Genomic DNA, 14,041 nt, shown 5'->3' with positions numbered 1-14,041 from the left:
TGGGCGGATGGTCAGGCCTTGGGCGCCGAGTCTGCGAGCTGCCGGGCCGACGGCGTGTAGAACGGGTTGGTGACGCCCGACTTCGCCGCGTCGATCACGTCCCCGGCCGTCGGTCGGCCCTCGACGGCGGCGCGCAGAGCCTGGTGCGCGGCGACGCGCTGGTTGCGGAAGGACTCGTCCAGGTCGTCGACGCCCGGGTTGACCCAGATCGCGGCGATGATCAGCAGGTCGTCCGCCTCGTCGGCGGGGATGGTGCCGTCGATCAAGGCGTCGGTGACCCCTTGCGCGAGGCCCGCCTGGGCCGAGCCCCAGGTGGCGCGCTCGTGCAACTCCCCGTCGGCGGCGGCCTTGTTGACGAACAGCGTCAGCGGCTTCACCGGGACGGAGGGGCGTACGACGGTCATGAACGGCACGTGTCCCGCGCTGGGTGTGGCCAGGGCGGTGGCCCACGCGGTCTCGACCGGACCGCCCTTGCGGCCGAGGACGATGTTGGTGTGCGCGGCGTTGACGCCGTCGCCGACGAAGGCTTCACCGATGAGGGCGGTGGGGGCAAAGGACATGGTGGTGCTCCCGTACGAGGATCAGGGCGGGAAGGGGTGGGGTCGAGGCAGCGGCGCACAAGGCCCGACAGGCGGGCGCGCCGGACGAGGCGAAGGGTGTGCCGACCCGCGGCACGAGACGTGGCCGCACCGGCGGGACGTGCCCCGCCTTCGGTTGGCTGCTCGGCGAAACTAGGTCGCCGCGCGTCCGGCGTGCAAGCCCGCACCTGAAATCGAAACCGGGGTTGCGATGCGCGCAACCCCCTGGCCTCCCCGGTGGCACGGATGCCCGCGCGACCACACTCTGACCAGGCACTTCGGCGGGAGGCCGGCGGCTTTACGATGCGAGCGTGAACGAAGCGAACGTCCCTCGATCCGTCCGCAGCCAGGGCCATGGCCTGCGCCGTGACGTCGATCTGCTCGAAGCCCTCGGCTCGCCCGAGGCCCACCGCACCGGCGGCCTCGGCGTCGTACGCATAGCCCAGCTGGTGGGACGCGACAAGAGCCAGGTGTCCCGGGCCCTGAAAGCGCTCGCCGACGAGGGCATCGTCGAGCGGGACCCCGACAGTCTGGAGTACCGGCTCGGCTGGCGGCTGTTCTCGCTGGTCGCGCGGACCTCGGAGAGCCGGGTCGTGCGGGTGGCGGGGCCCGTCATGCACCGGCTGGCCGCGGACCTGGAGGAGACCACTCACCTGTGCGTGCTGCACGACAGGGAGGTGCGCACCCTGCTCTCGGTGTCCGGGCATTCCTACCGGCTGCGCGAATGGGAGGGCCGCGGCTGCCCCGCCTGGATCACCTCCGCGGGACCCGTGCTCCTGGAGGGCGCCAGCCCGGACGAGCTGTACGTGCGGTTCGGGGCCACGGAGGAGGTGTCGGTGCCCGACCTCTGGTCCCGCATCCGGCGGGCCGAGGCGGAGGGGTTCGCCCGGGAGTTCGAGGAGTTCGAGCCCGGCCTGGTCGGCGTCTCCGCCGCGGTGCGCGACTTCCGCGGCCGGGTCGTGGCCGCGCTCAACGTCACCGCGCCCACCGACCGTTTCGCGGCGCGCCTCGACCACGCCGGACGGGCGGCCGCGGCCGCCGCGGCCAAGGTGTCGGCCCAGCTCGGCTGGGAGCCGCGGCCGTAGGCGGTGGCGAACGCCGCCACGAGGAGCGGTTGCGCTGAGCGCAACTCGCGTCTCGATCGCCACTGAGACCTTGTTCTCCATGGTTGGCGGCCCGTAAATTCCTCGCATCCCGGCCTCAGCGCGACGGACAGAGACCCCAGAGACGTCCCCGCCCCGCACCGGGCCTGCCCTTCGGCACGCCCTTTTTCGCCGGTCTGCTCGGCAACACTTTCTTCCACCTGCCGGTTCCGCGCGCCCCGAGCGCCCGCGACCCGGTGCAAGGAGCAGTCCATGGACATCGACATCGACATCGACCGCATCGTCAAGTCCCCATACGGAGAAGGGGACTTGTGGATCGGCGGGCAATGGCGTGCCGCGTCCGACGGTCGCACGTACCCCGTGTACGACCCGGCAACCGGCGAGGTCGTCCGCGAGGTCGGCGCCGCCTCGGCCGCCGACGCGGCCGCCGCTCTCGACGCGGCGTCGGCCGCGGCCGAGCAGTGGCGGCGCACCCCGGCCCGCCGCCGCTCGGAGATCCTCACGGGCGCCTTCCGTCTGATGCACGAGCACAGCGACGCCCTCGCCCGCCTCATCACCCTGGAGAACGGCAAGGCGTACCGCGACGCGAAGGCCGAGGTCGGCTACGCCGCCGAGTTCTTCCGCTGGTTCGCCGAGGAGGCCGTACGCGTCGGCTCGGGCTTCGGCGAGGCACCGGCCGGCGGCTTCCGGCACGTGGTCACCAAGCAGCCCGTCGGTGTCACCGCGTTCGTCACGCCGTGGAACTTCCCCGCCGCGATGGCCACCCGCAAGATCGCCCCCGCCCTCGCCGCCGGCTGTCCCGTCGTGCTCAAGCCGGCCCCCGAGACACCCCTGACCGCGCTGGCCGTCGCCGCACTGCTCGCCGAGGCCGGACTCCCCGACGGGCTGCTCAACGTCCTGCCGACCGACCGCGCCCCCGAGACCGTCTCCGCCTGGCTGGGCGACGAGCGCGTGCGCAAGTTCTCCTTCACCGGCTCCACCGCCACCGGCCGCGTCCTGCTGCGCCAGTGCGCCGACCACGTCGTCAACGTGACGATGGAACTCGGCGGCAACGCCCCCTTCGTGGTCCTGGCCGACGCCGACGTCGAAGCCGCCGTACGCGGTGCGATGGACGCGAAGATGCGCGGCGGGGGAGAGGTGTGCATCGCCGCCAACCGGTTCTACGTGCACGCCGACGTGGCCGCCGAGTTCACCGAGAAGTTCGGCGCCGCGATGCGCGCGGTGCAGGCCGGACCCGGTCTCGCGGAGGGCGTCACCCTCGGCCCGATGATCAACCCGACGGCCGTGGAGCGGATCAGCGGCCTGGTCACGGACGCCGTGCGGCGCGGGGCCCGGATCGCCGCGCAGGGCGAGGTGCCCGGCGACGGCGGCTGGTACCACCCGGCCACCGTCCTCACCGATGTCCCCGCCGACGCCGAGATCCTGCACACCGAGGTCTTCGGCCCGGTCGCCCCGATCGTCACCTTCGCCGACGAGGAGGAGATGCTCACCGCCGCCAACGACACCGCGTACGGCCTCGCCGCGTACGTCTACACCCGCGACCTGGCCCGCGGCCTGCGGATCGCCGAGCGCCTGGAGGCCGGCATGGTCGGCCTCAACCGTGGCCTGATCTCCGACACGGCCGCCCCCTTCGGCGGCGTCAAGCAGTCCGGCATCGGCCGCGAGGGAGGCCGCGAGGCAATCGAGGCGTTCCTCGAGACCAAGTACGTCGCCCTGGACTGGCCCACCTCCTGACCCGGCCCGCCCCCGTCCCCATAACCTACGGAGTCCCCATGGCAATGACGCCAGTCTCCCAACGCCCTCACGGCGTGCCCACGGCGAGCAGCCCCCGTGACCGGGCCCGGCTGCACTTCCGCCTGAAGACCGCGACCCAGCTGGGCCAGGGCCTCGACGGCTACGTCATCGGCGGCATCGGCATGGCCATGACCGCGCTCACCGCGGACCTGCACCTGGGCACGGTCGCCCAGGGGCTGGTCGGCGCCTCGCCGCTGATCGGCATCTTCTTCGGCGGACCCGCCTTCGGCTGGCTCGCCGACCGGTTCGGGCGCCGCCCCGTCTTCATGGTCGACATGCTGATCTTCCTGATCAGCTCGGTGGCCCAGTTCTTCGTGGCGGACGGCACCCAGCTCTTCCTGATCCGCCTGGTGATGGGCCTGGCGATCGGCGGCGAATACGCCGTGGGCGCACCCCTGCTGTCCGAGTACGCGCCCAGCAAGGGCCGCGGCCGGCTGCTCGGCAGCCTGGAGATCAGCTGGTACGTGGGATACGCCCTGGCCACCGTGGTCGGCGCCCTGTTCGCCGAGATGGACGGCGGCTGGCGCTGGTCCCTGTCGAGCGGCGCGGTCATCGCCGTCGTCTGTCTGGCACTGCGCGGGGGAGTGCCGGAGTCGGCACGCTGGCTCCTCAGCAGGGGCCGCACCAAGGAAGCCCGAACGCTCATCGAGCGGTACGGCATCGAGCTCGACGCGGACGCGGAACTCGCCGACAGTGGCGAACGGGCGGGATTCCGGGCGCTGTTCAGCCGCAAGCACCTGCGGGCGACCGTCTTCGCCGGCACGTTCTGGGCGGCCCTCGTCCTGCCCTACTTCGCGATCGGCGCCTTCTGGAGCGAGGTGTTCGAAGCTCTGAACATGGGCGACAACGCGGTCGCCGCACTCCTCGTCTACGCGTTCACCGCGGTCGCGGGCGTCACGCTCGGCTGCCTCGTCGTCGAACGCATCGGCCGCCGCAAGCTCCTGATCCCCCCGTTCTGGATCACCGCGGTCTGCCTCGCTCTGGTGGCGGTGTGGCCGGACGTCACGCCCGTCGTGGTGGGCGGCTTCCTCTTCTTCATCTTCCTCAACGCGGCGTCCAGCGCGCTCACGGCGGTGTACCCGTTGGAGGTCTTCCCCACCGCGCTGCGCACCACAGGCGTCGGATTCGCTGCGGCCATCAGCCGGGTCGGTGCGGCGATCGGCACCTTCCTGCTGCCGATGGGCCTGGAACACGTGGGCCCGCGATTCGTCCTGCTGATCGGCGCGGCGGTGCTCGCGCTCGGCGGTCTGGTCTCCCACTTCCTGGCGCCGGAGACCACCGACATGGACTTGGCCCACACGGCACGCGCGGGACGCTGACCGCTCCGGAAGTACGCCTACCGCGGCGGGCTCGCCCCACCAGGAGCCCTCTCAGGGATCCGGCAGGGACCGAGCCCCCACGTCACCGCGACCATCGGCGGGCCCGCACGGAACATGGCCTGCCGGTCGCGGTGACCATGTGGAGACACCCCAACTCAGCTGAAAAACATGGCACTTGGGAGTCTAAAACGTTGAGACTGACTGTCGGCGTCGTCCCGAGCGGCGCCGACAGCAGCACCTCACCGGTCGATCAGGGAGTTGAGATGAGCCTGCGCAAGCGTGCGATGGCCGTAGTTTTCGTGTCTGCCGCAGCCTTCACCGCTCTGGCTCCGCAGGCCATGGCAGCCCCGATGCCCTGGGAGACCAGCAAGTCCCCGGCGACCGCCACCCACCACAGCCCGGCTACGACCCCTGAGGAGAGGGCCGCGGTCACCGTCCTCTGCGGCTCGCCCTGCTACCAGTAGCCCGTCGTTCGCCGTACGCACCGACGCGCACGAAGTCCCGGGCCGATGGCGCGAACATGGAACGGCCCGGGACGGTCTCGGGGTGTCAGACGTTCAGGGCGTCGATGAGCGCCTTGACGACGTCTTCCGTCGTCGCGGTTCCGCCCACGTCGCGGGTCAGGATGCCCGCCGCGGTCGTGGCCTCGATGGCTCGGTGCAGCCGGGCGGCCTGTTCGGACAGGCCGAAGTGGTCCAGCATGAGCGCCGCGCTGCCCACCGCGCCGATCGGGTTGGCCAGGCCCTGGCCGGCGATGTCCGGCGCCGAGCCGTGCACGGGCTCGAACATGCTGGGGAAGCGGCGCTCGGGGTTGAGGTTGGCGCTCGCGGCCAGTCCGAGACTGCCCGCCAGCGCGCTGCCGAGGTCGGAGAGTATGTCGGCATTGAGGTTGGAGGCGACGACGACCGACAGGTCCTCGGGGCGCAGGACGAACTTCGCCGACATGGCGTCGACGAGGACGCTCTCGGTCTCCACGTCCGGGTAGTCGGCGGCGACGCGCTTGAAGACGTCGTCCCAGAGGACCATGCCGTACTGCTGGGCGTTGCTCTTGGTGACGCTCGAGACCTTGCGCCGGTCGCGGGTGCGGGCGAGGTCGAAGGCGAAGCGCATGATGCGTTCGCATCCGACTTCGGTGAACAGAGCGGACTGGACGGCGACTTCGCCACCGGGCCCGCGGCCCGCGAGATTGCGTCCGCCCAGGCCGGCGTACTCGCCTTCGCTGTTCTCGCGCACGACGACCCAGTCGAGGTCGGTGTCGTCGGCCTTGCGCAGCGGGCTCCGGACGCCGGGCAGGAAGTGGACGGGGCGGACGTTGGCCCACTGGTCGAAGCTCTGGCAGATCTTCAGACGCAGTCCCCACAGGCTGATGTGGTCGGGGACCGTGGGCCAGCCGACAGCGCCGAAGTAGATGGCGTCGAAGTCCTTGAGGCGGTCGAGACCGTCGTCGTCGATCATCCTGCCGGTCCTGGTGTAGTAGTCGCACCCCCAGGGGAACTCCTCCCAGGCGAAGGAGAAGGCGCCGCCCGAGTCCTGGGCCAGCGCGTCCAGCACGGCGCGGCCCGCGGCGACGACTTCCGCGCCGACGCCGTCGGCTGGAATGGCGGCGATCCTGAAAATCTGGGGTGTGGTCACAACGGCCTCCGGCGATGAGCGGGCACATGGGGTGCGTGGCTGGACATCCACGAGTCAACACAGGGGCCCGGCACCGCGTCCAAGACCTGGTTCCGATACGACCCATAGCCGCAGCCGATCGGTGGGGCGGCAGGGGACCTGAACCACCCGCCGGTGTCCGACGCGTGGAACGATCAGCCGTTCAGGAGGGTCGGCGGACCACCCGGCGGTGGTCCGCCGGGTGGCACAGCGGCCGATCAGGCGAGGTGGGCGCGGCCCTCGGCGGTGCGCTGTCCGGCCAGGGACCGGGTCAGGTCCAGGAACGAGCGGGCTGCGGGGGTCAGGTGCGCGGGCAGACTGATCATGGCGACGTGCAGATGCGCGGTCGGCTCGATGGGTGCGACGGCGGCTCCGCACCGCCGGGCAAGGCGCGTCCAGGCTGCCGGGAGCACGGCGATGCCCACACCGCTCAGGACGAGAGGCAGGATCGATGTGCGGTGGTCGACCACGGCGACGATGTCGGTGTCCGTTCCGGCGCTGGTGATGTCGTCGACGATGGTGCGCATCAGACTGCCGCGGCGGGACGCTATGAGCTTGCGCCCGGAGAGGTCTTCCGGGCGCAGGGGGACGGCGTCCTGGATCTCCCCTCCCGGAGCGGAGACGGCGACGAACGGCTGGACCTCGACGGGCAGGACTTCGATCCCCGGGGCGTCGACCGGGCTGGCCGCTCCGAGCAGGCCGAGTTCACAGGCGCCGCTGCGCACGAGAGCGATCACTTCTTCGGGTGTGAACGCGGCCCGCGTGCTGACCCTCAGCGAGGGGTGCAGCTCGGTGAAGCGCTGGACCAGTGTCGTCAGCGGCTCGATGCCGGGGGACGGCATGACCGCCATCTCGACGGTCCCGCCGTGCAGCCCCGACAGTCCCGCCGCCTTCTCACGCACGGCACTGAGATCCCGCAGAACCCGCCGGCTGGGCTCCAGGAGCTCAGCGCCGGCCTCACTGAGCACCACGCCGCGGCCCAGCCGGTGGAAGAGGGAGACACCCAGATCGGACTCCAGGTTCGCCATCGCCTGAGACAAGGAGGGCTGCGCGACATGGAGCGCGGCCGCCGCCTTGCTGAACCCCCCGTGCTCCACGATCGCGAGGAAGTACTCGAGTTGCCGGGCGTCCACGGCGCCTCCCCGACCCGTAGACGACAAAGCAATAGCCGCAGCCTATCGGTCAGGCTGCGGCGCAGACTGCCGGGGTACGGGTGACCGGCGGTCGGACATCCGTACCCGGGACACAGTCGGGCGGCACGGTCACCGGCGGGACGAGGCCGACCGGGGCGTGGAGTGGGGATCGGTGTCCGCGTGGCCCGCGGGCACCGGACGCTGCGCAGCGTGGTCGGCCGGGTGCGCCGCAGCCGGGAGTTCTCCGACCTCGCCTGCCAGGACCTGCCGAGCGCGCGGCAGGTCGATGCCCTTCTCCCACGTGGCTATGAACAGCGTCGCCACGGCGTTGCCGTAGAAATTGACCAGGGCCCGGCACTCGGACATGAACTTGTCGATGCCGAAGATCAGCATGATGCCCGCGGCCGGTACGTGGCCGACGGTCGACAGAGTGGCAGTAAGCGCGATGAAGCCGCCGCCTGCCACTCCCGCCGCACCCTTGGAGGTGAGCAACATGACGGCCAGCAGCCCGAGTTGCTGTCCCACCGAGAGCGCGGTGTCGGTGGCCTGGGCGATGTAGAGGGTGGCGCCGGCGCCGGCGCCGTCGAGATTGAAGCTTTGACATGCTCCTCGGGCTGTAGCCCGAGGATTTTGGCCGTCCCGTACTGGTTGCGGTGCCGCTACGCGACACGGTTTTCGGTACGGGATTCCGTGGCTTCCTGTTTCTTCACGCCGTGCCTCGCCCCCGATGATGCTGGGGGTTTGGTCTTACCGACGCTCCGCAGGCTCGAACCGCCATGTCCGGCGGCTTTGATGTTTTTCGCGGCGTTCACATCGCGATCGTGCAGGGTATTGCAGGCGGGACAGGTCCACTCCCGCACGGACAATGGTTTGGGTCCGTCGACATGTCCGCAGGCGGAGCAGGTACGGGTGGTCGGGATGAACCGGCCGATGCGCACGAACTCGCGCCCGTACCGCTTCGCCTTGTATTCCAGCATGTCGACGAACATCGACCAGCCCGCGTCATGCACGCTCTTAGCCAGCCGGGTGCGCGCGAGTCCGTTGACCGCCAGGTCCTCCACGACCACCGTTTGGTTCTCACGGATGATCCGGGTGGAGAGCTGGTGGCAGAACTCCTTGCGCGCGTCAGCGACGTGGGCGTGGGCGCGGGCGACTTTCAGCCGGGCCTTCTCCCGGTTCTTCGATCCCTTCTGTTTGCGGGACAGCTCCCGCTGGGCCTTCTTGAGCTTCTTCTCCGCACGGCGCAAGAACCGTGGGGCATCGATCTTCGTGCCGTCGTCCAGGACCGCGAAGTGCGTGAGGCCAAGATCGATGCCGACGCAGGAGTCGGGGGCAGGGGCGGGCAGCTTGGCGGCGTCGGTCACGGGGTCGGTTTCGATGACGAAGCTGGCGAAGTACCGGCCGGCGGCGTCCTTGATGACGGTGACCGTGGACGGCACTGATGGCAGCGCTCGGGACCACTTCACCCGCACCTCGCCGATTTTCGGCAGGGAGAGTTTCCCACCCTTGGTGATTTTCCAGCGGGCGTTCGCGGTGAACCGGACGGCCTGCCGCGAGTCCTTACGGGAGCGCAACGACGGCTCGCCCATCTTCGCCCCCTTGCGTTCCCCCTTGAGCGAGGCGAAAAAGTTGGCGTAGGCGGTATCCGCATCCCGCAGCGCCTGCTGCAATACCACCGCGGACACGCCACTGAGCCAGGCGCGGTCGGGACGCTGCTTCGCTTCGGTGATCAGCGACGCCGAAAGGACCTTGGATGTGGGGTAGGGCTCCTTGGCGGCGCGGGCGTCACGACGGGCACGCACCGCGTCGTTGAACACGACGCGCGCGCACCCGAACGCCCGCGCCAACGCTGTCTGTTGGCCGGGCTCCGGGTACAACCTGAAGGCGTACCGAAGCTGCATGACCGTCACCTTACATATGTGGGTTATGGCCGAGATACAGAACTCAGAACTGGCAGACACTGTGCTTTCGTCATGCACGCCCACTTGGTCTTCGTGACCAAGTTCCGGCACAAGGGTGTTCACAGATGCCCATCTTCGGCGCATGGAGGAGATCACGTCGGCGGTCTGCGCCGACTCCGAGTGCGAGCTGATCGAGTTTCAACGGACAAGACAAGCACGCCCACCTCTTGGTGAACCTCCCACCGGAGGCGGCCGAACGCCTGGGGTGCCACCGCAATACCGTGCTCAACCGCCTGCGCTGCCATGAACAGCTGACGGGACGCCGACTTGACGCCCCTTGCGAGCTCGTCGAACTCGTTCTGGCCGCCTCTGCGCCGACCCTTCGGGTTGAGGCGCTGGTAGGTGATCGTCGGGAAGCCCCGGGGGAGGCTCATCGAGATGGCCCCGTGATGCGCGGTGGATCACACAGGCTGGACAGGCATGCGCGCGGCTCGTAACTTAACGAATGTTCGACAGAAGTCGTGATGCTGGGCGCCGCGGCCGGAGGCCGTTCGTCCACCGCACAGCGCAGTCCGTGATCCAGAGCCGGGAGCCCGCATGGCCGACGCAGTACTCGCCGAATTCCGCGACGACGGCACCACCGTCATCACCATCAACCGTCCTGAGGCCCGCAACGCGGTGAACCGCGCGGTGGCGGAGGGTGTGGCAGCCGCACTCGACGAACTGGACCGCCGCGACGACCAGATCGTCGGCGTCATCACCGGCGCGGGCGGGACCTTCTGTTCCGGCATGGACCTCAAGGCGTTCCTCGCGGGGGAGCGGCCCGTGGTCGAGGGACGTGGCCTCGCGGGCATCACCGAGGCGCCGCCGCGCAAGCCCATGATCGCCGCTGTGGAGGGCTATGCCCTGGCCGGCGGCTGCGAGATCGTCCTCGCCAGCGACATGGTCGTGGCCGCGCGCGACGCCCGCTTCGGGATCCCCGAGGTCAAGCGGGGTCTTGTGGCAGCCGCGGGAGGGCTGCTGCGGCTGCCGCAGCGCATCCCGTACGCCGTGGCCATGGAGATCGCCCTGACCGGCGACTTTCTCGATGCCGAGCGCGCCCACACCTACGGTCTCGTGAACCGCGTGACCGAGAAGGGCGGGGCTCTGGAGGGTGCTCTGGACCTGGCGCGTTCCATCGCCGCCAATGGGCCGCTCGCCGTGCGCGCCACCAAGCAGATCGTCGCCGAGGCCCCGACCTGGGCCGCCGACGAGGCCTGGCCGCGGATGCGGGAGATCGTCGCCCCCGTCTTCGCCTCCGACGACGCCAAGGAGGGCCCGCGCGCCTTCGCCGAGAAGCGCGCCCCGCGCTGGACGGGAAAGTGAGTCCCGCCGACGGGGGCGGGGGCCCGCTCGCCGGGGTACGTGTCGTCGAGCTGGGCGGCCTCGGCCCCGGCCCGTTCTGCGGCATGGTGCTCGCCGACCTCGGCGCCGAAGTGATCCGTGTCGACCGGCCCGCCGAGGCCGGGGAAGAGACCAGGCACCCGGTGATCCACCGCGGTCGCACCTCCGTCGCCGTCGACCTGAAGCACCCGGAAGGTGCCGGCGCCGTCCGGCAGTTGATCGCCGGCGCGGACGCCGTGATCGAGGGATTCCGGCCGGGAGCCATGGAGCGGCTCGGACTCGGCCCCGACGTGTGTCTCGCCGCGAACCCGACGCTCGTGTACGGCCGGATGACGGGCTGGGGGCAGGACGGGCCCCTCGCCCAGGAGCCCGGGCACGACATCAACTACATCGCGCTGGCAGGAGCGTTGCACGCCATCGCCCCCACGGGCGGGGACCCCGTACCGCCCATCAACCTCGTCGGCGACTTCGGCGGCGGCGGCATGCTGCTCGCCCTCGGACTGGTCAGCGCGCTTCTCCACGCGCGTACCATCGGCGAGGGGCAGGTCGTCGACGCGGCGATGACCGATGGCACCGCGCTGCTGCTCGCGATGACGTACGGCTTTCTCTCGCGGGGTGACTGGGAGGACAAGCCCGGTGTCAACCTCCTCGACGGAGGTGCTCCCTTCTACGCCGTGTACCGCTGCGCCGACGACAAGCACGTGGCCGTCGGCGCGATCGAGCCGCAGTTCTACGCCGCCCTGCTCGGGGTCCTCGGCCTGTCCCAGGAACCGGAGTTCGCGCGTCAGCGCGACCGGGAGACCTGGCCCGCGATGAAGGGCCGCCTCGCCCGGGTCTTCGCCACCCGCACCCGCGACGAGTGGGCGGCCACGTTCGAGGGACAGGGAGCGTGCGTCACCCCCGTCCTGTCCCTCGCAGAAGCCGCCGAGCACCCGCACAACATTGCCCGCGGCACCTTCCGGCGGGGCGCCCACGCAGGCCACGAACCGGCGCCCGCACCACGGTTCGGTGCGACCCCGGCAGGTGAGCCCCTGCCCGCGCCCGTCATCGGCGCGCACACCACCGAGATCCTGGCCAAGGCGACCGGGCTCACCCGCGCGGACATCGAAACGCTGCGTGAGAGGGGCGTCGTCGGATGAAGCGGTTTGTGCCTGACGGCATGTCCGAGAGTCTGACCTATCCCGAGGGGCCGCTCGGCGCCGTCCTCGCGGGCTCCGCCCGCCGGTACCCGGACCGGATCGCCCTGCGTGACGGGGAACTCGCCTTCACGTACAGCGAGTTGTACGACGGGGCGCTGCGCGTCGCCCAGGCGTTGCGGGAGCGTGGAGTGCGCCGTGGCGAGACCGTCGCGCTGCATCAGCCCAACTCCGCCTGGTTCACGGTCACCTACTTCGGCGTCCTGCTCGCGGGTGCCGTCGTCACGCCCGTCAACCCGGCCCTGCCGGCCCTGGCCCTGCGTGACCAGTTCCAAGAGGCGGGTGCCGTGGCGGTGTTCACCCACCCGTCCACGCGGGCCACCCTGGACGAGGCCGAGATCGCCGGCCTGCGGCTGACCGTGCTGGTTCCGGCCTCGGACGCAGCCCCCGCGCCCGAGGCCGCGGATCTGAGCGGGACACCGCTCGAGGAGCTTCTCGAGACGGCTCCGGGCGCGCCGGAGAGCGTGTCCGGGGCCGACGTGGCACACCTGTCCTTCACCGGAGGCACCACCGGACGGTCCAAGGCCGTGCGCGTCCTGCACCGCAACCTCGTCGCGAACGTCCTGCAGATGGCGTCCTGGCGCGGCGCTGCCCGGCCCGTCTGTGACGAGCCGGGATACATCCATCTCGAGCACATCCTTGCGGCGCGGACGCCCCACACGCTCGACATCGGGGAGTCGACATCGGTCGCGCTCGCGCCGATGTTCCACGCGATGGGCCTGGTCAGCCAGTCCGTCAGCGTGGCCACCGGCCTCACGGTCGTGATCGCCGGGCGGTTCGACCCGCGCAAGTTCGTGCGGCTCGTCGAAGAGCACGGGGTCAACACCCTGCCCGGCTCGCCGGCCCTGTTCCACAGCCTGCTCGCCCTGCCCGGCATCGAGGACGCGGACCTGAGCTCGGTGAAACTCGTCAACTCCGGCGCCGCGCCCATCGACACGATCGCCCTGAAACGGCTGCACGGCCTCTTCCCCAACGCCTGCATCGTCGAGGGCTACGGCCTGACGGAGGCCACCATGGCGCTCACGACCCACCCGCTCCTGCGGGACAACCCCGTGCCTCTGGGCAGCGTCGGCGCCCCGCTCTTCGACACGGAGTTGGAGATCAGGGAACTGGGCTGCGGCTCCGTCGTGCCCACCGGTGACACAGGCGAGGTGTGGGCGCGTGGCCCGCAGATCACCGACGGCTACGAGGGGCATCCGGACCTGACCGCCGAGCAGTTCCAGGACGGCTGGCTGCGCACCGGGGACATCGGCAGGTTCGACGAGGACGGCTGGCTGTACCTGGTCGGCCGGGCCAAGGACATGCTGATCTACAAGGGCTACAACGTCTACCCGGGGCCGTTGGAGGAACTGCTCCACCAGCACCCCGCGGTCGCGGGCGCCAGTGTCATCGGTGCGCCGCACGCGTCGGCCGGAGAGATTCCGGTCGCGTACGTCGTCGCTCGCCCCGGACACGTGGCCGGAGCCGAACTCGCCCGCGAACTCACCGAGTTCGTTGCCGCACGTGTCGCCCCCTACCAGCGCGTCCGCGAGATCCGCTTCATCGAGGCGCTCCCGGTCTCGGCGGCCGGAAAGATCCTCAAGACCGAACTGCGGGAGCGGCACATCGTCTCGCCGCCGCACGACTGAGAGAGGGACAGCACCGTCCGTATATGTGCGAACGGTCAAGCGGGGCGTAGGGCGAGCTCTGGGGCCGGGACGGGCGGCTCGTGGTGTGCGCCCCCGCCTCCTCGATCCGGCGGGCCGCGCTGTGAACGGTGCCGGGCGGGCGCGGGTCGGGGGGGTCCGTCCTTGGCGAGCAGGGCCACCTGGGTGCCGTCGCGGGCGTCCCGCAGCGCGGTGGCGAGCCCGAGATCGCGGCTGCTGCCGGAGATGAGAACGGTGCGCCCTGCCAGGGGTGCGCTTCGGGCATGGCGCAGGTCCTCCCGGCGGCGGGCCGCGCGGGCCCGCGTGAAGCAGGTCACCTGTCAGGAATATGGACAGGT

Annotated in this window: 12 protein-coding genes and 2 pseudogenes; 8 read left to right on the top strand and 6 right to left on the bottom strand. The window is 70.7% G+C overall.

What is annotated here, in order from left to right; translation table 11 throughout:
* Positions 1–11: 11 nt before the first annotated feature.
* Positions 12–560, bottom strand: coding sequence for a formaldehyde-activating enzyme (gene fae, locus ACFC96_RS42300; RefSeq protein WP_376617780.1), 549 nt, complete (start codon positions 558–560; stop codon positions 12–14).
* A gap of 329 nt (positions 561–889) precedes the next feature.
* On the opposite strand from fae, the gene ACFC96_RS42295 reads away from it, so the two are divergent.
* From ACFC96_RS42295 to ACFC96_RS42280, 4 genes are all read left to right on the top strand, one after another.
* The gene (locus tag ACFC96_RS42295) at positions 890–1,663 is read left to right on the top strand and encodes an IclR family transcriptional regulator (RefSeq protein ID WP_340456552.1); all 774 of its coding nucleotides are present in this window, start codon (positions 890–892) and stop codon (positions 1,661–1,663) included.
* A 270-nt stretch (positions 1,664–1,933) separates the two neighbouring features.
* Positions 1,934–3,415: an NAD-dependent succinate-semialdehyde dehydrogenase gene (locus ACFC96_RS42290; RefSeq protein ID WP_376617778.1), complete on the top strand. Its 1,482-nt coding sequence runs from the start codon at positions 1,934–1,936 to the stop codon at positions 3,413–3,415.
* Positions 3,416–3,453: 38 nt separating this feature from the next.
* The gene (locus ACFC96_RS42285; protein WP_376617776.1) at positions 3,454–4,794 is read left to right on the top strand and encodes an MFS transporter; all 1,341 of its coding nucleotides are present in this window, start codon (positions 3,454–3,456) and stop codon (positions 4,792–4,794) included.
* Positions 4,795–5,093: 299 nt separating this feature from the next.
* Positions 5,094–5,258 carry a hypothetical protein gene (locus ACFC96_RS42280; RefSeq protein WP_376617774.1) on the top strand — a complete coding sequence of 55 codons (165 nt, stop codon included), beginning with the start codon at positions 5,094–5,096 and terminating at the stop codon, positions 5,256–5,258.
* 85 nt (positions 5,259–5,343) lie between these two features.
* Here ACFC96_RS42280 and ACFC96_RS42275 read toward each other — a convergent pair whose 3' ends face one another.
* The 4 genes and pseudogenes from ACFC96_RS42275 to ACFC96_RS42260 all read right to left on the bottom strand — a co-directional run bounded on the left by ACFC96_RS42275 (position 5,344) and on the right by ACFC96_RS42260 (position 9,478).
* Positions 5,344–6,426: a tartrate dehydrogenase gene (locus ACFC96_RS42275; RefSeq protein WP_376617772.1), complete on the bottom strand. Its 1,083-nt coding sequence runs from the start codon at positions 6,424–6,426 to the stop codon at positions 5,344–5,346.
* A gap of 236 nt (positions 6,427–6,662) precedes the next feature.
* Entirely contained in the window at positions 6,663–7,577 is a 915-nt protein-coding gene (locus tag ACFC96_RS42270; RefSeq protein WP_376617770.1) for a LysR family transcriptional regulator, read from the bottom strand.
* 129 nt (positions 7,578–7,706) lie between these two features.
* Positions 7,707–8,174, bottom strand: a pseudogene (locus ACFC96_RS42265) (cation:dicarboxylate symporter family transporter); the annotation flags it as partial.
* 62 nt (positions 8,175–8,236) lie between these two features.
* Positions 8,237–9,478, bottom strand: coding sequence for an RNA-guided endonuclease InsQ/TnpB family protein (locus tag ACFC96_RS42260; RefSeq protein WP_376617769.1), 1,242 nt, complete (start codon positions 9,476–9,478; stop codon positions 8,237–8,239).
* A gap of 248 nt (positions 9,479–9,726) precedes the next feature.
* Here ACFC96_RS42260 and ACFC96_RS42255 point away from each other — a divergent pair.
* The 4 genes and pseudogenes from ACFC96_RS42255 to ACFC96_RS42240 form a co-directional block, all read left to right on the top strand.
* A pseudogene (locus ACFC96_RS42255) lies at positions 9,727–9,861 on the top strand (helix-turn-helix domain-containing protein); the annotation flags it as partial.
* 214 nt (positions 9,862–10,075) lie between these two features.
* A complete protein-coding gene (locus ACFC96_RS42250; RefSeq protein WP_376263817.1) occupies positions 10,076–10,843 on the top strand; it encodes a crotonase/enoyl-CoA hydratase family protein in 768 nt (255 codons plus the stop codon).
* The gene (locus tag ACFC96_RS42245) at positions 10,840–12,000 is read left to right on the top strand and encodes a CaiB/BaiF CoA transferase family protein (RefSeq protein ID WP_376617767.1); all 1,161 of its coding nucleotides are present in this window, start codon (positions 10,840–10,842) and stop codon (positions 11,998–12,000) included. Before ACFC96_RS42250 ends, ACFC96_RS42245 begins: the two co-directional genes overlap by 4 nt.
* A 20-nt stretch (positions 12,001–12,020) precedes the next feature.
* The gene (locus ACFC96_RS42240; protein ID WP_376617765.1) at positions 12,021–13,685 is read left to right on the top strand and encodes a class I adenylate-forming enzyme family protein; all 1,665 of its coding nucleotides are present in this window, start codon (positions 12,021–12,023) and stop codon (positions 13,683–13,685) included.
* A gap of 35 nt (positions 13,686–13,720) precedes the next feature.
* On the opposite strand, the gene ACFC96_RS42235 is transcribed toward ACFC96_RS42240, so the two are convergent.
* Positions 13,721–14,020: a hypothetical protein gene (locus ACFC96_RS42235; protein WP_376617763.1), complete on the bottom strand. Its 300-nt coding sequence runs from the start codon at positions 14,018–14,020 to the stop codon at positions 13,721–13,723.
* Positions 14,021–14,041: the final 21 nt, after the last annotated feature.

The organism is Streptomyces sp. NPDC055955, from assembly GCF_042270245.1.
Taxonomy (GTDB): domain Bacteria; phylum Actinomycetota; class Actinomycetes; order Streptomycetales; family Streptomycetaceae; genus Streptomyces.
Note: the sequence above shows the minus strand (reverse complement) of the source record. Positions and strands in the feature narration are given on the sequence as shown.